Source organism: Paenibacillus wuxiensis, from assembly GCF_040195695.1.
GTDB lineage: Bacteria > Bacillota > Bacilli > Paenibacillales > Paenibacillaceae > Paenibacillus_B > Paenibacillus_B suaedae.
The window spans coordinates 1-19,863 of sequence record NZ_JBEFZI010000001.1 but is presented as its reverse complement, the minus strand read 5'-3'; the positions used below and the strand labels follow the sequence as shown (position 1 = coordinate 19,863).

Annotated in this window: 20 protein-coding genes; 9 read left to right on the top strand and 11 right to left on the bottom strand. The window is 44.9% G+C overall.

The features are described 5' to 3' along the window. Positions 1-109 precede the first annotated feature (109 nt). Positions 110-517 carry an NUDIX hydrolase gene (locus ABN764_RS00100; RefSeq protein WP_090514759.1) on the bottom strand — a complete coding sequence of 136 codons (408 nt, stop codon included), beginning with the start codon at positions 515-517 and terminating at the stop codon, positions 110-112. Between the two features lie 337 nt (positions 518-854). On the opposite strand from ABN764_RS00100, the gene ABN764_RS00095 reads away from it, so the two are divergent. The 5 genes from ABN764_RS00095 (at position 855) to ABN764_RS00075 (ending at position 5,095) form a co-directional block, all read left to right on the top strand. Further along, complete coding sequence (locus ABN764_RS00095) at positions 855-1,436, top strand: TetR/AcrR family transcriptional regulator (protein ID WP_174808915.1); 582 nt, start codon at positions 855-857, stop codon at positions 1,434-1,436. 105 nt (positions 1,437-1,541) lie between these two features. Beyond that, positions 1,542-2,366, top strand: a complete 825-nt coding sequence (locus tag ABN764_RS00090) for a transporter substrate-binding domain-containing protein (protein ID WP_446670592.1) — start codon at positions 1,542-1,544, stop codon at positions 2,364-2,366. A gap of 23 nt (positions 2,367-2,389) precedes the next feature. Further along, positions 2,390-3,034 (top strand): amino acid ABC transporter permease, encoded by a 645-nt coding sequence (locus ABN764_RS00085; protein WP_021262238.1) that lies wholly within the window; start codon positions 2,390-2,392, stop codon positions 3,032-3,034. A 15-nt stretch (positions 3,035-3,049) separates the two neighbouring features. Next, a complete protein-coding gene (locus tag ABN764_RS00080) occupies positions 3,050-3,811 on the top strand; it encodes an amino acid ABC transporter ATP-binding protein (protein ID WP_446670591.1) in 762 nt (253 codons plus the stop codon). 69 nt (positions 3,812-3,880) lie between these two features. Then, positions 3,881-5,095 carry a M24 family metallopeptidase gene (locus ABN764_RS00075; protein ID WP_446670590.1) on the top strand — a complete coding sequence of 405 codons (1,215 nt, stop codon included), beginning with the start codon at positions 3,881-3,883 and terminating at the stop codon, positions 5,093-5,095. Positions 5,096-5,287: 192 nt separating this feature from the next. Here ABN764_RS00075 and ABN764_RS00070 read toward each other — a convergent pair whose 3' ends face one another. After that, positions 5,288-6,334: an alpha/beta hydrolase gene (locus tag ABN764_RS00070; RefSeq protein WP_446670589.1), complete on the bottom strand. Its 1,047-nt coding sequence runs from the start codon at positions 6,332-6,334 to the stop codon at positions 5,288-5,290. A 94-nt stretch (positions 6,335-6,428) separates the two neighbouring features. Here ABN764_RS00070 and ABN764_RS00065 point away from each other — a divergent pair, with 94 nt between their 5' ends. Further along, positions 6,429-7,037, top strand: a complete 609-nt coding sequence (locus ABN764_RS00065; RefSeq protein ID WP_446670588.1) for a TetR/AcrR family transcriptional regulator — start codon at positions 6,429-6,431, stop codon at positions 7,035-7,037. 87 nt (positions 7,038-7,124) lie between these two features. Here ABN764_RS00065 and ABN764_RS00060 read toward each other — a convergent pair whose 3' ends face one another. The 4 genes from ABN764_RS00060 to ABN764_RS00045 all read right to left on the bottom strand — a co-directional run bounded on the left by ABN764_RS00060 (position 7,125) and on the right by ABN764_RS00045 (position 11,264). Further along, on the bottom strand, positions 7,125-7,721 hold the full coding sequence (locus tag ABN764_RS00060) for a TetR/AcrR family transcriptional regulator (protein WP_174808522.1): 597 nt from the start codon (positions 7,719-7,721) through the stop codon (positions 7,125-7,127). Positions 7,722-7,879: 158 nt separating this feature from the next. Then, positions 7,880-9,097: an epoxide hydrolase family protein gene (locus ABN764_RS00055; protein ID WP_446670587.1), complete on the bottom strand. Its 1,218-nt coding sequence runs from the start codon at positions 9,095-9,097 to the stop codon at positions 7,880-7,882. Positions 9,098-9,125: 28 nt separating this feature from the next. Further along, positions 9,126-9,563 (bottom strand): nuclear transport factor 2 family protein, encoded by a 438-nt coding sequence (locus tag ABN764_RS00050; protein WP_174808524.1) that lies wholly within the window; start codon positions 9,561-9,563, stop codon positions 9,126-9,128. 309 nt (positions 9,564-9,872) lie between these two features. Beyond that, positions 9,873-11,264, bottom strand: a complete 1,392-nt coding sequence (locus tag ABN764_RS00045; protein WP_446670586.1) for a TraB/GumN family protein — start codon at positions 11,262-11,264, stop codon at positions 9,873-9,875. A 189-nt stretch (positions 11,265-11,453) separates the two neighbouring features. Between ABN764_RS00045 and ABN764_RS00040 the strand changes: the two genes are divergently transcribed. The 3 genes from ABN764_RS00040 to ABN764_RS00030 all read left to right on the top strand — a co-directional run bounded on the left by ABN764_RS00040 (position 11,454) and on the right by ABN764_RS00030 (position 14,245). Further along, positions 11,454-12,164 carry a LytR/AlgR family response regulator transcription factor gene (locus ABN764_RS00040; protein ID WP_446670585.1) on the top strand — a complete coding sequence of 237 codons (711 nt, stop codon included), beginning with the start codon at positions 11,454-11,456 and terminating at the stop codon, positions 12,162-12,164. Then, positions 12,161-13,462 (top strand): sensor histidine kinase, encoded by a 1,302-nt coding sequence (locus tag ABN764_RS00035; RefSeq protein ID WP_446670584.1) that lies wholly within the window; start codon positions 12,161-12,163, stop codon positions 13,460-13,462. Before ABN764_RS00040 ends, ABN764_RS00035 begins: the two co-directional genes overlap by 4 nt. Before the next feature lie 159 nt (positions 13,463-13,621). Then, positions 13,622-14,245, top strand: a complete 624-nt coding sequence (locus ABN764_RS00030; protein WP_446670583.1) for a hypothetical protein — start codon at positions 13,622-13,624, stop codon at positions 14,243-14,245. Positions 14,246-14,400: 155 nt separating this feature from the next. On the opposite strand, the gene ABN764_RS00025 is transcribed toward ABN764_RS00030, so the two are convergent. The 5 genes from ABN764_RS00025 to ABN764_RS00005 form a co-directional block, all read right to left on the bottom strand. Further along, positions 14,401-15,297, bottom strand: a complete 897-nt coding sequence (locus tag ABN764_RS00025) for an AraC family transcriptional regulator (protein ID WP_446670582.1) — start codon at positions 15,295-15,297, stop codon at positions 14,401-14,403. Between the two features lie 246 nt (positions 15,298-15,543). Next, entirely contained in the window at positions 15,544-16,398 is an 855-nt protein-coding gene (locus tag ABN764_RS00020) for a P-loop NTPase family protein (RefSeq protein ID WP_446670581.1), read from the bottom strand. Between the two features lie 462 nt (positions 16,399-16,860). After that, the gene (locus ABN764_RS00015; protein ID WP_446670580.1) at positions 16,861-18,543 is read right to left on the bottom strand and encodes a DUF4179 domain-containing protein; all 1,683 of its coding nucleotides are present in this window, start codon (positions 18,541-18,543) and stop codon (positions 16,861-16,863) included. Next, a complete protein-coding gene (locus tag ABN764_RS00010) occupies positions 18,509-19,090 on the bottom strand; it encodes an RNA polymerase sigma factor (protein ID WP_446670579.1) in 582 nt (193 codons plus the stop codon). The genes ABN764_RS00015 and ABN764_RS00010 overlap by 35 nt, the downstream gene beginning before the upstream one ends. Positions 19,091-19,304: 214 nt before the next feature. Then, the gene (locus ABN764_RS00005; protein ID WP_446670578.1) at positions 19,305-19,676 is read right to left on the bottom strand and encodes a hypothetical protein; all 372 of its coding nucleotides are present in this window, start codon (positions 19,674-19,676) and stop codon (positions 19,305-19,307) included. Between the last annotated feature and the right edge of the window lie 187 nt (positions 19,677-19,863).

Here is a 19,863-nt window from a genome sequence, read left to right as displayed (position 1 = left end):
GTATGCTCGGCCTCTTTTTTTACTGCATATATGAGGCATACCTGTTACGATTCATAACCATGATTTTTGTTAGCCGATATGCCAACACACCCTCGATCTAGGTACAAAATTAAAACTCTACATAAAAAGGCTGCTGGGTAGAATCCAAGCATTTTTCAATGCGTTCCCGGAAGTTCTTCCACGTAACCATATTCAAAGCATCCTGAACTGAAAAATAGCCAACTTCTAATGCTTCTTCCGTCGTTGTCATTTCACCGCCGACTTGCTTAGCCAGGAACAGCGTATTGCATATCCCACCGGATACATTTTGATAAATGCCACAGAAGCGAACAATTTCAATATCGACTCCCGCTTCTTCCTTCGTCTCGCGAATGGCCGCTTGCGCTAGTGATTCTCCTTCTTCCACTTGACCACCCGGCATCTCCCACCCTCTTCGAGGGCCTCTAATTAACAAGATCTCATTATTTTCATTCACAATAATTGCTGCTGCGGATACGATATGCTTCGGTGGGTTCATCTCATTCGCTTCCTTTCCATGTTCAGCTGCGATCCTTTATAACTGGGATTCAAGGCTATGACTGCCTACATCTCAAGCTATGATTACTCCACTTTTCCTATTATCCTGCTTGGAAAATAATAAAGTCAATTCCTGCGATATTCTCTTTCTCACCGTGATTTTTTCATTTTCCGACTATTCCAATTTGATTTAATCCTTGACACCAAGCCCATTCGAAAGTATAGTAATCGCATCGGAATTAAACTTGACTGACGAATCAGTTAAGAAGAGAGGGCGATGCAAACTGCCTAAGCTGCCTACTGTACCAAATCAAGAACAAGATAGACGTCAGCAGCTCATGAACGCCGCACTCTATCTCTTCGCAAGCAAAGGATACCATTGTACGAAGATTTCGGATGTGGTGAAGACCGCTGGTGTGTCACAAGGAACGTTCTATTGGTATTTTCATAGCAAGGAACAGATCATCTTAGAGTTAATTCACGATGGTAAGGAGAAACTAACCAACGTCATCGCTCAAGGCTATCGCAAGCATAGCGGTACGATAGATGATATGGTGAGCTCATCCGCACGACTGCTGACCGAACTATTCACGTTCGCTGATCAGAACCGGAACTTAATGGCACTGCTTCTCATGAAGGGGCAAGGCGCTGATCCTGCAGTACGAGAGGCAGTCTCACAGACTTGGATCGCTTTCGAAGAAGCATTCAAGCACAATATACAACGGGCGACCGAGCTCGGCATGTTGCCGAACTCCAATGATTTATCGCTGCGCGCCAATATTCTCGTCTGCTTAATTACTGGGGTATTATCCAAATGGCTCTTCGGGCCCATGCATGAGGTCGATTATCTATCCGATTACTCACCAGCGGAAATCGCTGAAGCTACTGCCAAATTCGAATTTCGAGGGCTGCTCGGATAACTTCGCTCTTGGCCACTTTCATAGACAGGTTCAGTACGAAATAGAGAACGTATTCTGGCACATCGTTGCAAGGATATTCCCTACATTTAAAAGGAGGCAACAACTATGTCAGTCCAATTGAAAAAATTTCTGAAAGCCACTACTCTGCTAACCGTTCTTGCAGTCGCACTTGTCGGATGCGGAAGCAAGTCAACATCCAATGCAGGTTCCACTAACGCGCTGGAACACATCAAGCAATCCGGAAAAATTAGAGTCGGGCTTATGGGTACCTATGCCCCATATAACTTCATCAATGATAAGCGCGAGGTCGATGGCTTCGATGCCGATATCGCCAAGGCAGTCGCTAAGCATATTGGTGTGGAAGTTGAGTTCATTACTGGTGAATTCTCGGGCCTCATCGAAGGATTGCAAAAAGATAAATACGATGCACTGGTCAGCCAAGTAACCATTACCGATGATCGCAAGCAGAAGATGGACTTCTCCACTCCGTATGTGAAAAATGCGGTAAATGTCATCGTCAAGAGAGACAATACGTCCATTCAGAAGCTCGAAGACTTCAAAGACAAGAAGATTGGTGTCGGACTTGGAACCAATGACGAGAAGTATTTGCGTGATGTAGCTATGCCTAAGGTTGGAAACTTTGAAATTGCCACATATAACGACGTCATTACATCCTTGCAGGATTTGAATGTTGGCCGTATTGATGCGACGATTAACAATGTATTTGCACTCAAGCCGTTGATTGACAAAAATCATTTCGACGTGAAGGCAGTTGGAGAGCCAATTAAAGAGGATGTAGCAGGTATCGCGATTCGTAAAGATAACCCAGAGCTGTTAGCTGCCATTAATAAAGCACTAGAAGAAATGAAAGCAGATGGTACATTCAAAGAAATCTTCAAAAAATGGTTTGATGTAGAACCTAACATTTAAGCCAGTCCGGGAAGGTGCAAGCGATGGAACTCGTTATTCAAAACCTAGACTTTCTATTAAAAGGCGCTTATTACACACTGCTGATTACGATCGTATCCATGTTCTTTGGACTCCTCATCGGATTGGTTGTCGCCGTAGCTCGCTTAAAGGGAAATAAGTTCGTCCGCAATGTCGCAAGAATATATGTGTCCATCATTCGCGGAACGCCTGTATTGGTGCAAATCTTCATTATCTACTATGGACTACCCGACTTCGGGATCACACTTGGGCCGCTCAACGCGGCCTTTATTTCACTTAGTATCAACATCAGCGCTTACTTGTCCGAGACGTTCCGCGGTGCCATTCTTGCTGTATCCAGCGGACAGACAGAGGCTGCCCAATCCCTTGGGCTGACGCCGTGGCAGACGATGTGGCGGGTTGTGCTGCCGCAGGCTGCACGTGTAGCGATTCCCCCAATGGGCAATACGTTCATCGGCATGCTGAAGGAGACCTCGCTCGTATCGATCGTTACGGTAACCGAGCTGCTGCGCACCGCGCAATTGTTGATTGCGCAGTATTACGTGGCGATGCCATTTTTCATCGCGATTGCCATTATGTATTGGGTAATGAGCCTGAGCTTCTCCGCGATTCTGAACCGAATCGAAGCTCGCTTGTCGAAAGCCTACTAAGGACGTGAGATCATCATGATTGAGGTAAAAAAACTAGGAAAAAGCTTCGGCGAACTGGTCGTGTTCCAAGATATTGATCTGCAAGTCCGTTCCGGTGAAATCGTCGTACTCGTCGGCCCCAGCGGATCTGGCAAGAGCACACTGCTGCGCTGCTTGAATGGCCTAGAGACTCCTGATTCCGGATCTATTCAGATCGGTAATGCGGTATGGAATGCTGCGCTGGACGCCTCTTCCAAGAAGAAAGCCGTACAGCGTATTCGCACATTAACCGGGATGGTATTCCAGTCGTTCAACCTATTCCCTCATATGACCGTGTTGGAAAACGTCACGATGGCTCCGACCATTGTGAAGAAGATGAGTAAGGCTGATGCCGCAAATATTGGAGGAACACTTCTTGAAAAAGTAGGCCTCCTCCACAAAAAGGACGAGTATCCGTCCCGCCTGTCTGGGGGGCAGCAGCAGCGTGTCGCCATTGCTCGCGCACTCGCGATGCAGCCGCAAATTATGCTCTTCGATGAACCGACTTCTGCACTTGATCCCGAACTGACAGGCGAAGTGCTGGCGGTGATGAAGAAGCTGGCAGCAGAAGGCATGACCATGATCATCGTGACACATGAGATGAAATTCGCCAGAGAAGTTGCGAATCGCGTCATCTTCATGAGCGACGGTGTTATTCAGGAGGAAGGAACGCCTGAACAATTTTTCGATCAACCGAAGACGGAGCGTGCCCGCAAGTTCTTGCGTCAGCTCGCCAGTGAACCAGACGCGATCTCATAAGACGAACAGAAGCTCGGAATGATCTGGTCGTTACGATAAGATAAGAATTCTGCAAAGGGAGTGTACAGCATGAAGTTCGACAAAGCAGCGCATCTGGCCAGTGTCGCGGAACGGGCTCGTTCCATTATGGAAAGAGAGAACATAGAAGCGATTGTGGCAAGCGGCTGCGAAAATTTCTATTACTTGTCGGGCCACCCCAGCACATTCATGTATACGCTGCGTATGAGCGAAGTCGCATTGGCCGTTATGTTCCGCGATCCAGCGCGCCAGACGGTCATTATTATGAATGAGTTCGAGGCGGCTGGCGTTCCGAATGACCTTCCACAATGCGAGCTGCGAACGTACCCGACCTGGGTCGATGTCGATGATCCACTTGGCTTGCGGGGTGATAAGTATGAAGGCAGACGCCCCGTCAATCATCAAGTTCAGGAGATGTTCGGCCTGCTCCAACACGTGCTCGCTGATTACGGAGTAAGTAACGGCAAAATTGCTGTAGAGCTAGGCTCCATGAAGTACGCAGCTGCGCAAGCACTGCAAGAAGCCCTGCCGAATGTCGAACTGACGGAAGCCAGCGCGATCTTCACCGAACTGCGTATGCTCAAGACTCCATGGGAGGTTGAACAGCTCCGCCAGAGCTGCGCATATGCCGAGATCGGCATCACAGAAGCCAGCAAGGGCATTCACATCGGCAGCTCTGCAGCTGAGATCGCGGATGCGTTTCGGCTCGCGCTGCTGACTCATGCGAGCGGCTCGCCTTCCCGCTTCCATATGATATCTGTGGGTGACCATTTCGCACCTGCACATATTTTTGATACAAGACCTAGCCAAGCTGGAGAGGTTATTAAGTTCGATGTTGGTGTTGATGTTGCTGGCTACGGTTCGGACATCGCCCGTACCTTCGTGCTCGGCGAACCATCCGATACGGTAAAGCGCATCTACAACGCGCTGCGAACTGGACATGATCATCTATTGAAGATCATCGAACCTGGTATGCCGATGAAGCATGCATTCAATGATGCAATGTCTATTATCCGACAATCTGGTCTGCCTACCTACAATCGCGGTCATTTAGGCCACAGTGCAGGTCTTAGCTTGGCAGCTGAAGAAGCTCCATTTCTAAGCCCATCCGAGAACACGATATTCCAGCCAGGCATGGTGATTTGCTTGGAGACCCCTTACTACGGGTACGGTATCGGATCAATCATGATCGAGGATATGGTGCTCATTACAGAGAACGGAATCGAACGGTTGAACACATTATCCCGGGATCTGATAGCTCTGTAATTCTCAGGCCCAGCATCTGATACCAGCAGCTTGGCTGCATACCAATAAAGGTCAGGAACGCAGCAATCCGCTGTATCCTGACCTTTTTATATCTCTGCAATATATCCCTACATATCAACACCAATTGATCGATTAATCATAATTGCCCCATCTTTTGTAGCGTATGGTGCCGTTGCATGTAGCATGTGATCCCTAGTTTTTTGTGGCGGTGGTTAATGCCAGAACATCCTTCGTAACATCCACCACCAGCTGTGGTTCATCATTGATGACCATATGCCCGCTCTTCGTCGCCACAATCAGCTTGCTGTTCGTTGAAATGTCCAGCATTCTCCGCTGGCCTGCCTGCCAGATTTCCTCAAGCTTCTTCGCCCCTTGTTCTGAAATGCCTGCATTTGAGAAAGGGTGTGGAATCCCTCGTGGAATCACTTTTACAGGTATATCTCCCAGCTTCTGTCCACGAATTGCATCTTCCGTGCTCCCAAGCAGCTTCACTTCCTCCTCAACGGCATCGAAATAACTTGGCTTCGCAATCACATTGATGAACTGCGAACGCTTTTCCTTTGCAACCAGCCCTTCCAGCAAGGAATCTTGGAACAGGCGCAGCACGCCTGAGCTCTTCATAAGTCCAAGTAAGAAAGCGGATGGCCTTTCTTGATTGGTTTCCTGCGCATATATTGATGCTGTCTCCCGCATGTAATCTTCTGTTCTAGCGTCAATTAACACTAACCCGGTCACTTCTTCCCGATAGGTCTGAGCAAATAATCGCGCATACATGCCGCCTAAGGAATGCCCAACTAGGATGTAAGGCCCCTTAATTCCTTCTTTGTCGAGTGCTTCATGCAGTTCCTTCACAATATGTTCTCCTGTTCGTTCCGTACGTGCCTTCGTACTCCAGGCATAACCTGCACGATCATACGTCACTACAGTGGCAAATGGGGCAAGCTGTGCGGGAATGTCCCCCCAAGATAAACTCGTCTCCCCGCTTCCTGCTTCCATGATGATGGTAGGAACACCTTTCCGGCTCTCGCCAGTACGCTGCAGATGAAGCTGGTAATTGCTAGAGTCAATCTGAATAAGCTTGCCCTGCATAGGGAAGGCTTGCTCTCCGAGCTTCGAAGCAATCATTTCATACACAAATCCTGAACCAATCAGAATGATGAGGAACAAAAAAGAAAACAATAACCCTTTTTTCCAACGTGCCTTCCCTTTGGTCGTGTTGCTTATGAGCTCGCTCGGCATGCCGTATCCCTTCCTTCTCTATTTATTTAGTACATTGTATTAAAAAGGAGTATAGCATGCTGTATAAAAACGGTAAAGCGTGTATAATAGGGACATGCCAAAAATAGTTGATCATGGAAAACGAAAAAGACTGGTTGCCGAAGCGGCCATTCGCGTCATCCAGCGAGAAGGGCTCGATAATGCAACCGTTCGAACGGTCGCGATAGAAGCAGGATTGTCCGTTGGTTCATTGCGTCATTATTTTTCTTCACAAGTTGAGCTATTTGTCTTTTGTATGAATATTTTTCGCGAGCAGGTGGAGGAACGGTTATCCACGCTTGTGCTCGATGATCGAATACTTCCCAGCCTGCTTCAGCTTCTGATGCAGTTCCTGCCTATCGACGAAGACCGAAGAACCGAAATGGAGGCTTGGCTGTCGTTTACTTCTAAGACGCTCACTCATTCCGAACTGCAGCATTTAAGCCATGAATTGAATGATGGGATTTATCACGTTACCAAGTTTGTTATCGACCAACTGCTAGAGAAGAATCTTGCCAAGCCGGAACTCGATTATGATATGGAAGTCGAGAAGCTATATGCGCTTCTGGATGGGCTAGCCCTCCACCTCATCCTTCATCCGCAGCGATTGCAAGCCGAGCGTGTTGAGCGAATTCTGAATGAGCATCTTCATTCATTGTGCAGCACCCAAGAGAATGAGATCTAAATACGAATGATGAACTGAATTACACCGCTGTAAATAAAAACAGACCAATGTCCACCTTCTATGATGGACAATCGGTCTGTTTTATTATTATATGGAAGTTTGACCCTGGCAGCTCACCGCGTTCCAGCAAGCGAGAATCACTTGATCCGCAATATCATCTGTGAGTTCAAGCAAATTTTGCTGATTAGCCTTTAAGAGATAAACAATGGATCCATAGTGCATCTGAACCATTATTTGAGGCTCCAATTGAACGAATATGCCTTCCTCGACTGCCTTTTGATACAGCTTCTGTAGGGGGCCGCACCAGCCATCCTTGTAAGCCTCCAGCTTTGACTGCTCGTGAATATAAGGAGAGAATGAATACTGCTCAATAAAACGAAACCCCTTTGGATATTTATTACCCAGCTCGATTAAGCTGCGCCAAGCTTTACAAAACTGCTTTTGAATAGAATCAGTCTCGTTTATGTTTTTCGTCACGAACTCTCCGTTAAATCGCACGATCGCCTTGTACAGTTCATTAATGATATCTTCCTTGCTGCTGAAATAGTGATAAATGTTTCCAGTAGAAACACCTGAAACCTTAGCGATCAGCGACATGGACGTAGCCTGCAGTTCCCTGTCGATAATCAAATCCAGCGTTGTCTCAAGTACGGCCTGCTGCACATTGTTGTATTGCTCGAACATGCTTACAACCTCTTTTCGCTCATCTTCAAAACGAACAATCAATCTAAACATAATACACTATTCGGCGTTCTTTTGCGATCCTGGAATGCGCGATAATAGCGGTTCACGTCTCAGAATGCCGTCGCTGATTCGATTTAACTATCGATTTCGTTTAGACTTTATCTAAGCTTTTTAAATGTTCCACGAATATCTTCAATAATAGCGCCTGGGTTTTCCCAACCCGTGAAGTGACCCCCTCTTTCATGGGCTTTCAAATAAATCGGGTTATACCATTTTGCATCCGGGCTGTCGAGGAACGCTTGAACGCGGGTTTCGGTAGTCGTACCCGGAGGATTTTCGCCTCCAAGGAAAGTGATACCCATAGGCGCTTCAACGATTGGTGTGCGATTATGGGATGGCGTCCATGGATAACGATTCGCATTTGTATACATCCGAATCGTCATCTCAATGCTATTGCTGAACCAGAAAATCGATGCCATAGTCAGAAGCTCATCCTTGGTGTACTTGGCTTCGATGTTGTAGTCCGTATCGTCGCCCCACTTCAACCAACGAGTCATGATCCAAGCAAGAAGTCCGACCGGAGAGTCGTTCAGCCCATAGGAGATAGTCGCTGAGTCAAGCATGTGAACAGCCACATGAGATACATAAGTGCGTTGGAAGTGAAGAATTCCTTCACGAATATCATCCGGTGTGCCAGCCGGCACTTTAAATCCGTCGGTTAGATCCCATGGACGTTCGCCTTGAAAAAGATTGAGCAGAATCGCATGACCCAAATGAATCCCGTAAAGCGAATCCGCATATTTGTGACCAAGTTGACCTGTAATCAGCGCGCCATAGTCGGAACCACTGGCCGCATATTTTTTATGGCCTAATACTTCCGTCATGAGTTTATGGAATAGATCTGCAATCTTCCAGAAGTTCAAATCTGGCTTCGTAAGCGGCGTGGAGAACCCGAAGCCAGGAAGCGAAGGAATGTAAACATCAAATGCATCTGCAGGATCTCCGCCATATGCAGCAGGATCTGTCAATGGGCCAATGACTTTGCTCCAGTGCCAGAATGTCCAAGGCCAGCCATGACTAATAATAAGCGGGATTGGATTTGATCCCTTCCCAGGCTTATGCATGAAATGAATAGGTACTCCATCTATCTCGATTTTATAGTGATCAAAAACGTTAATCTGCGCTTCTGCTTTGCGCCAGTCGAAATCATTAGCCCAATAGTCAACCAATTCACTCATATATTTAGCATCGATACCATAGTATCGGTCTTCATTTCCTGGATTGCTGATAAAACGAGTATCCTTTAAGCGTCTTTGAAGATCGGCAATTTGTTCATCCGATACATGAATGTTCATTTTATATTGTTCAAGTGACATAATCGTAAACCTCCGTTCATTTTAAAATTTATTTGATGAATTCCATTTTGACTCTAGTAATTGTTAAGGACTGAATGAACCATTTGCCATCGACCTTCACGTACGTATCGTGATAATGACCATAACCGCGGATCGATGAAAACTCCGCCCCCTCTGGAAACATAATGTTATCTTCCATTGACCACACCGCTTTCGCTGTAGTTGCCGATGTGAAGTCAATCTCACGCGAGAAGATGTGATGAATCGGTTGTGCCGATCCAACGTTGTCATGAATAGCGTGTTGAATCTCTTGTTGACCCTTCATTCTCACAAGCAAGTTTCCTTTTTCATCATAGGCTTCAAAAGTAGCTTCTGTAGTAAACAATTTTGCAAGTTCTGACCACTTTTTCTCATCTGCATACCGAACATAGCGAGCCTTAAGATTGCTAATCTCTTCAATTGCGACAAGCTTTTGGATGTCATCCATTCTTTTCACTCCCTTGTACATAGCAAAAGTATATTCAACCCAATTGGTTAGATTGAATATTCATTCTATAAATAAAACAATTTTGCTACCTTGAAATTTTTCCTACAGTCGCCGGTAATAAAGTAAGCCAAGCTTGGTTTTGCTGTTAAAAGCAGCCTAGATCGAATGTTCATTCTAATCATATATCGGAATTTTCTGTCAGTCAATAATCTAATGGCTCCCCATATGATCGTGATATTATAGAAGAAAGGCTGATCCCCCCTGCAACTATTCAGCAGCAAAAGGATCAGCCTCTCTATTTCCAATATTCTATTTCACGAATTCTACTTGATACCCGTTCGCCTTCAACTGATCAACGACCATATCTTGGATCACGTAATGGCCTGCACCTACAACGACAAAGTGCGTCGCGGAGCCTTCTTTATCCAACAGCTCCATCAGCTTCTTCGCCATGTTCTTGTCGCGTTCGCCAAACAAGCGCTTTGCCGAATCAGTTTGTGTCATCTCTTCCGTGCTAATGAAGGATTTCGTGAACTGATCTAGATCCGCCTTCACCCACAGCTTCTGCCAAGATTGTAACAGCTCCATGGACTCATCCGGCTTGCCTGTCGGTGTCAACACGTGATCCAATGCATCATTCAATTCCTTCTCTTGTGTCGCAGCTGGAACCTTACTGAAGACATCAGCTTGGAACTTTAAGCCTTCCAGCTCATGAATTGGCTTGCCAGTAAGCACTGCCGAATTGGTGAAGTAGGAATCAATGCCAAGCGCAGCAGCTTGCGCCATCTCTTCTGCGGCCCCAGTCATGCCAGCAAGCGTAAGGCTATTCGATACGGCCCATGGCTTGAAGCCGTCAAAGACATCCTTCGGCAGCTGCATTTGCTCCAATACCTGTTGCAGCTTCGCATAGGTTTCCTTCGAGACATGATCCTTCAATGTTGTACCGTCTGCATACGCCATCGATTGTGTGAAGTAGTCCATATCTTTGTTGCCTAGCAAATTAACTTCAACCCACAACGAATCTGCCTGCTTGAAAGCATCCCGCACACTCTTCTTCATCGGATACATTTCAGGAGTGCCGACATGAATCGATCCGAGCATGTAAAGTGTGTTTTGCCCTTTCGTTGCCTTCCACAGAAGCCCCTTCGCTCCACCGTCAACAGCATCATACGTGTACTCTACAAGACGGCTTGCCATAACAACCGCTTGCTCAACCGTACTTGGCTTGTCTAGATCAAGGCCTTTGCCTGTACCGTTAACGATCCCTTTCTTCTGGAAGAAAGCAACCGGCTCGTCCGTGCCAATGTTCATCGATTCTGGCAATTCATATTGATCCAATACCCCGTATACTGCATGGATTACCGATTCTCTCGTAATGACTTTCTCGGTTGCCGGTACTGTGAACGTATTCTTTTTCTTTAATTCCAGTGCATCCAGCTTCGCAGAAGTTGCCTTCAAGAGTGCTTGGAACTTGTCTGTTGTGATCGGCTGTTGGAAAGTACCGTCTGTGTACCACGTCAGTGGGAATATTCCGTACTTTTCTCCCTCATTCAGAACGCTGATTGACCAAGAACTTACTTGCGGAGCTTCGACCGGCGCTTGATTCGCCTGTGCCGGAATGACAAATCCGAGCATTGCAACTACAGCAACGAGACCGCTGGCCAGACTACGTTTGATCTTATCCCATTTGCTAGTCTTCACCAAGATTCCCCCTTTATAGCATATATGTAGATCTACAAACCCTACCGATTATAGCGCTTAACCTATCGGAAGGCAATAATATCCTAGGAGATTGTAAACAAAATATTAAATATCTTTATGTAACAAAATTGTAGGCTTCCTAAAAATAATATAGAATCAAGCTATCTGGTTTTTAATGGAGTGGCTGTAATGAACGTAGCAATATGTGATAATGATAGAAATGTTGCAAATGATATTGAGGATCTACTTTCAAACATGTCCGGAATGGAATTCTCCAGCGATGTGTATTATAGTGGCGCTGACTTGCTAAGATGCTTGCAGGCTGGGTCACATTATCATATTTATCTGGTTGATATTGAAATGCCTGGCCAAAATGGAATTGAAATTGCTTCGGTTATCCGGGAGCAGGATCGAAATGCGATCATTATCTTTATCACAGACCATAAAGAATATGTATATGAAGTTTTTGAAGTTTTGCCGTTTCGCTTTTTAAGAAAGCCTGTAACTGCTCAAAAGTTGTCCCCCATCTTGCTGGACGCTGCGGAACACATCAAAGTGTCGAAGCAGCTATTCTTTTTTCAGATCGGGCATGACAAATACCAGCTTCGCTGCAGTGACATTCTTTATTTTGAAGGGGCAGGAAGAAGGGTAATTATCCATACCAATCGAGATACCTATGAGTTTTACGGAAAAATCGCGGACATCCTGTCTGGGCTGGATACGAATCTGTTTTGCCGGATTCATGCCTCATTCTTAGTGAATATGGAGTACATCCGCTCCATTAACAAAATGGCTATTCATTTGCAAAACGAAGCGCAATTGCCGATCAGCAAGCGCTATCTGAACGAGGTGAAACAAGCACATCTGTCCTTCATAGAACGGAGAAGCGGCAATCCATGACTTATTTTCAGACAACTACCGATACGATCATTTTTGGGCTTGAAGTCGTTCTTAGCATGATCGAGATTCTATTTATACTGCGTCTCTTTAACAAAGTGTTTGGAGAGGCTCGGATCAATCACATCAAGCTGTATGCAGCAGCCGCTATTGCAATGCTGTCTATAACATGCGGTTTGCGAATGATTCTGAATCCCGTCCGCCCTGCGGCGCTTCCACCCATCACCGTACTATGCAGTATGTTCTTTTTACTATGCTATCCGTCGAATCGCCAAAAAAAGGTGTTATATATTGGGATACTTTTAACGGTATCCTATTTCTGGCTTCTATTATACGATTTGATCGTTACACCAATCGAAGATAAGAGCATTTGGCTAACACTTATTCTATGTCACGTAGGTTTTTATCTGTTATTGGAACTTATCCGAAAAACGGACAGAGGGAAACAGTGGTCTATCCCTTTTCATCTTTGGCTTTTACTTATGGCCATTACCGTAGCCAGTACGGCAGCGCTAGGCGTTATGGAATATTATATTTCTAACAGGGAGGATCCCTACTCGCTGACCGTGGAAATTCCAATTAGTCTCATATTTTTGTTCATTAACCTTTCGCTGTTTGTGGTTTTTGATAAATTCTCTACTCTAATGCATACAGAACGGGAGAACACCATGCTGGAACAGCAGGTGCAATTACAGCATAGGTATTACAAGGAACTAGAGGCCGCCCATCAGCAGGTCCGGGCACTGCATCATGATATGGGGAATTATATCAGAACTGCCGAGCAGCTGGCGGCAAAGCAGGACAACAACAACGAACTCATTGGCTTTTTAAACGCTGCATCCGGCCAGCTCAAAGAAATTGAAACCGTGATTTCAACCGGGAACCAATACTTGGATTCCATATTGAACATCAAAATCGCCGAAATGCTCCACGAGGGCGTATCCGTCGAGACAGATATTCATGTACCTTCTAGCTTAAAGCTGTCATTTGAACAAGCCGTCATTATCGTTGGGAATCTGATGGATAATGCGAGAGAGGCGTGCAGGGAATTGCAGAGTGGGGAGCGTTGGGTTCGCATCAACCTGTCCTACATCAACCACACGCTATTCATCCGCATTGAGAATTCAGCGAGCCCCATTCAGAAATGGGACAACGGATTGCCTGTGTCTACGAAGAACGAACCGGTTTTTCATGGATTAGGATTAAAGAACGTGAAAAAAGCCGTGGATGAACTTGGCACCATGGATGTAGAGAGCACGGCGCAATCTTTTCTTGTTCGGATTGCTTTGTATGACAGGTAACCCAATTTTGACAAAAACCCCGTCGATTTTTTACAAGTTCATAATCTCTTAGGGATCGAGTGCTACAATCTGAATGGTTGCAGCACTCTTTTGTGTGCGAACGATTTTGTTTGTAGGTTATTGATTATACGTTTGGCAAAAAAGGAACGGGGGATAACGATGCGTAACAAGAAAAATATACTCCTGATTGGCGGACTGGCGGCAGCCTTGCTTCTGGGCGGTTGTTCATCAGGCATAATAACAAACCAGATTGTAGAAAGTGTCCAAGGTCTTGAGGAATTAGAAGATACAGCCAATTTCGTGAATGAGACCGTACAAAACGCTATCTGGGATGAAGTCGCTACAGAGATTGAGGAAGATGAAGATCTGCAAAATATAGAATGGGACGATGTCAAGGATCGTATGGCACAAAAAAAACAGAAAATAGAAGTCCACTCCATTACCGATGGCAGTCGATTGCATACGATCACAGACAGTAAGCAAATCTTCGAATTTACAAAAAACCTCCATATTGAGCGTTGGAAATACCTTCGTTCCATCCCGGAAGATGCGAAGGACTTGCTTGTCTATGTAACGTGGTCGGAAAAGACGAAAACCGTGTTTGGCAAAAATACGGGGGAACTTTACGAAACCAGCCGAAACACGTTATACAAAAATAAGGATGGATACTATATGGTAATGGAACCTGTACCTTCTCTTGCCCCCATCCGGAAGTTCTACTCTAAAGTGCCTGCGAATGCGGCAGAATATCTGCTTTCTCTGGTAGAGGCGGACAATAAATAATCGAACAACGCTGTTAGACTGACCTAAGAAGCTGGAACAGCGACAGCTTAGACGAGAATATAAAGTCCTAGACTGTCGCTGTTCCATTGCGTTAACGTGTCCCGTTAGTTGAAAGGCCCCTCGTAGGAGCCCTTCTTTTTCCTCCCTGCACACAATTATACTTTGTGAACCGCGAACCAAAGCTCGAAATAATTGAGGCCGTCTTTAGTGCCATACATTTCAAACTCTCCCCCATCTACCTGCTCGTAGCCGGACGTCGGGAGCCATTCGGTAAAAATGCGGCGGTAAAGCGTCTCAATCGTCTCTCCGAACTGATCCCATGGATGCGGATCCGACGGGAAGATCGCCCAAGTATGCGCGGGAATAGTCACCGATGTATACCCATCCGTATCGCTGGCTTCATTTTTAAAGGCACACAGCATGTATGGGAACGTTTCTGGTCCAGTCTTCCGGTAGCTGCACACTGCATGCACAGTATGCAACTCTTGGCTGACGAATGATGGCAAAGTGCCAGCACGCGCTTCAAGCTGCTTCACGTCGCCGTTTGCATGGCTCTGCTCCCACAACATGGCTGGTGTCTGCGGCGCCTCACCGCCCCCATCGGTTCGGAATATGCCTTCAATACCAAACACCTCAAAGCTTTGCTTCGTCTCGATTCGATAATTCATAGCCTCTACCCCTTTGATCGTAATTAGGAAGGACAGACGGGGGTAAGCTTTGAGCGCAATCCCGTCCTGACGGGCTATGGCTGGCGTGATTCCATGCAGTGCATGGAAAGCCCGCGCAAATGAGACAGGCGATTCGTAGCCATACTTCAACGCAACATCGATTACCTTTGCCGTCCCATCGTGCTGCAATTCGAGCGCGGCAAGCGTCAGCCGTCTCCGTCTAATGTACTCCGCTAATGTCACGTCCGTAATGAACGAGAACATTCGCTGGAACTGGTATGACGAGCAACAAGCCATTCGAGCCACCTCACTCAGCTTAATCTCCCCAGTTAGGTTGGCCTCAACATATTCTATCGCCCGATTCATTCGCGCCAGCCACTCCATCGCATTCCCTCCTCTCTTCGAATTAAGCATAGCAGGGGCGGATAACCGCTTCGCAACAATTTGTGCCCTAAAAAGTTGCTTCCCTCTTAATGTGCTGTCCGCCCCGACTACCTTTCGTGGTCTTTGGGAAAAAAACCACAAGGAAGACAACATCAATAATAGATTTTGCCGTACGCTGCTGTAGTCTAAGCTGGCACCTATTCCGATATTGGACTATCGTGTCCCGTTTAGTGTAATAGATTCTCGTTAGTTTGTTGAGTCAAAATATTCTGATAAAATCCCCACTAAAACTTGCTTATAATCGTTAATATGATAGGAAGAGTTGTCCACTTTTTTCTTAGCTATGTTTAAGCCATTAAATATTTCTTCTTCTAGTTCCCTTCTTGCCTTAAGAACCTGCAGAGTTCCTTCTAACCCTTTGTAACTCTGCTTTTTTCCATACCCTTGGCTTGTATAATATTCTATAAATCCCTCTGACCATTCTTGAGGTCTTTCTTTTACAGCCTTTCTGAAAGAAAGTTCAAGATCGTTCTGTTCTACGTAAATCAACAATGGATTCAGTTGCTCCACAATTGTTGCCAGTTCTATGACATAACTTATAACGTCTTCCTTCTTTGCAGCATATTTAATCATCCCCATAGTTACAGGGTTTTGTATAAAACAACAATCAAAAACAAAGGTGTCTGTACCATTCAAAACACTCTCCGTAAACTTCTTCCATTTCTCTGTTATCAGTTTTCTGTTCAGATCAAGTGACAATTCATACACATCATTTTTGAAAACTGCATGTAGCAATTCATCTGGAAAACGTGAATCGTATTCGTTTTTTACTTTCCGATATTCTAGGAAGTAATTGTTACCATCTTTAATCATACGATTACTCAACAAATCTTTGAACTTTTCGTGGGTACTCAATAATTCATCGAATTCATTTTCCTTAAAAAAGGCGACTCCGTCATAATCAGCAGGATGATCTAGATTTCCTTCTAAAAACAGCTGAGATTTAATGTTCATTTCCGTAAGAATTTCATGAACTAGTTCAGCAGTTGTTGTTTTCCCGGATCCTGGCAACCCCTCAATCAAGACTAACTTCGATCTCATAAAATAGTTCCTCCATTCGTTATTAGGAGGATAAGCAGGTAAGAATCAATAGAGATGCGGTTTCCCGCGAAAATAAAAGCGGATACCATCAGGTATCCGCAGAATGGGTTTATGATATACCTTTCCCTGCATACCCTGTAAGATTAAAGAAAAGCATGCCAAATAACATAGTGTAGTCACTATTACAGGCATCTTTTCAAACTGTTAATCTTTACAGAGTAATCAACATGATAAGGTTTAATGCTCCTTTGTTTGCATCTCTATTGTTCAGATTAACATTACGCATAGATAAATACAAGTAGGGGCTTTTCATACAAACCTACCGATTAGCTTAACAAAAAGAGCAGACTATCGTCGCCTGCTCAATAAAGTGTGTTATTCAACTATCGTGTCCCGTTAGAGTAAGCATGCAATGTCATATAAAAAAAGTTAAACTGTTTTTATTGGCTTAACAGCAGTGAGCTAGTCCTCTTGTGTGCGAGCAGGCAAAAGAATACTCCACTCCAAGCCGGTAAATAATTTATCAGTAACTTTTCGTGTAAGTGTGAGCTGCTTCGGTATATGCTGCATGCCATCAACGAGAGCAAAAGAGTAATTATCTAATGTGTGTGTCATACGGTCGTCTTCAACGTTCTTGTAATTGCTAGAACCACTATGATTAATGTACAGTGAATAGACTTGACCTGTTTCATCCGTTGCTACCCATTGATCATCTTCACAGTTATTACGAAATACGCCAGATACGATTAGTTTCAACGAAGTCCCTTTGCCCAGCTTTACATAAGGCCGCGAATCTTCAAATCCATCTACTTTCATCACTGTAAGTTCATCGCCGTGTGCCTTCCATATAACGGGATGTGATGATAATTGCTTCATATTGACCGTAACCGATTCCGAAGAATGTACGGGAAGGTTGTAATTCTTCACAACGATTCGAGCCGGATCAGGCACGTTGTCCCTAATGTTATACATCGTATATATACAGGTGATTAAATCAGACGAATCCTTGTTGTCATTACGACAGTACATATTGTCTAGAGTGCTGCGATAATCCTCATCCTTATCGTTGGCCGCATAATTCACTCTACCAAGCTTATTCCCATGTTGATCCTCCAAGTAAAAACCTAACTGGTGGTAGTCATTCAATGGCAGTACCGCAGTTGGAGAAATCTTGGTTTGAAACTCGATTTGAAATGCACTGGCATGATAAGTTAATTTCATAGCTTCAATCTGCGTTCCATCCGGCGATATATATTTAGCGTCGCGCAGAGGAATCACTTGCAACTGCTTTCTTGCTAAACTTATATCAATTTCCATGGAAAAGCTCCAATCTCCATGCAGCAGATTATGAAATTCAGGCTTGTCCGAAGCTTGGCCAATATAGTCAATGTTACCATTCATGTGAATGATATCCGTTTCCGGAGTTTTGACAAAACTTATTTTCGCGATGCGATACCCAGAATTAACATATCCTCTATCTTTCAGCTCAGGTAAAAAGTCATTTCCTGTCACATGCGCATCTAGCGATTTCCCTTTCGCATCCGTAAATGTAACCATGTCCGCATTAAACATATCGTTGACCACTTTTCCGCTTGGATCAGTTAGACGGTAGGCAATGAGTGCACGGACCGTATCTACTACGACTTCCTTGATCTCAAGTGTATATCCTTTGTCGCTCACCTTGATATTCGCAAAGTGATGAATGCCTAACCTCTCCGAGTGCAGCAGGCTTACATCGACAGTATCCGTCGTGCTGAACAAAGATTTAATCCAATTCGCAATCGTCGGCTGCGCGAAACTCATGGAGAGGAGAACCAGCAGTAATCCTGCGGCAGTAACCAGTGGCCAACGAATACGCAGCTTCCGACGGAACCACCCCCTGTAATTCTCACCATCTTCTGAAATTTGTTGCTCCTCTATAGAAGCGCTGTCAGTAGAGAGAATACCAGCCATGACCTGCGCGGTGAAATCCTCGTCAGGTTGTGCATGAAATAGTGCGTCCTTCAACATCTGGCCTTCCTCAATACATGCCTCCAACCGAAGGCGACATGCTATACATCCTTCGATATGTTCCATCACAGTACCCAGTTGTTTCTGGATCATTAACTCCTCAATACGTTCTTGATTGATGCAATTCTGTGCCACATGCATACGCTCCTTTCTGCTCGATGAGGCGTTTTAGTGATTGTTTACCACGGTACAATGCATTTTTGACTTGATGCATGTTCAACCCTGTTACAGCGCACATTTCTTCATAAGTAAGCTCTTCGGTATAGCGCAATAATAAGACCAGCCGTTGTATATCGGATAATTGCAACATCAGGCGATGAATGTCTGCTTCGGACTCAGCTTTCAAGTAGATATGTTCTGGCGTATCCACTTCTATGAAATTATCTGTATCCAGTTCAATCAGGGTCAATGCTTTACGCTTAAATTTATCCTGGAATGTGCGAACAACAATGGTATATAGCCATGCGGCAAAGCTCTTGCCTGATTCATGTGACCCCAGATTACGGTATGCTTTCATGAAGGCCTCTTGGGCGGTATCTTGTGCATCCTCGTGGGTCGCTCCCATCCCGACTAAGATCCCATACACTTTCTGTTTGTATTTGTTGACCAAATCAGCGAACCGTTCGGGCTTACCATTAAGAATAAGGGTGATGATATCATCATCTGTCTGATTGCAGCTCATAACTTTCTCCTTCCTCATAAAGTTGGTACATCTATATAGACGAGTATTATGTTCTGTTTTTCTCACCTATTTGAAATTCGAGGTAATTCCTCATTATTCCATTACCATTATCCTGCCGGTTAGCGCAACGTGGCTGCCGATCCATGACGGCAGCCACGTTTTAGTTATTTATTAAGCTATCGTGTCCCGTTAACTTAGAGGTGCTTCGTTGATATTACGAGTTATTAGTGGAAAGTTCGTCAATCGCTTGAACAGCTAGTTCTAACGCTTTAATTCTTCTTTCCAGGAGTGTTCTTTGGGGACTACCAGTCTTTGACTTAGCATAACTGTTTTCAATTGATGGAAATAAACCAGTAATAACATTGCGAGCTTCTGCTAAATCTCCCTGGGTATAATGATGGGGGCTTTGATTCCAAACGTTTTCTAGCAAAGCTAAGCCGATGTAAATAGCTCTGAGTCGTTTCTTCACTAGAGTAGTACTTGCACCATTTTGAGTCATCTGGGACAAGGCATTCTCTAGTTTACTGATTGTCGATTGCAAAGATTTTATTGATTCCTGCTTATCTACATTTGTTACGTGTTCCATGTTAGAATTGTCCTTTCTTCATACCTTTTCGAAGTAAACTGTCCGTTAGTGAAACAAAGGCATCCGATCATTATGTCCGGCTGCCTTCGTGTCTGTATTCAACTATCGTTCTCCGTTAGAATTCCTGTAATACGAATAATTGGGTGGTTGAACAAAAACGAGCGCCTCGGTACGATGGGGTTGTGCA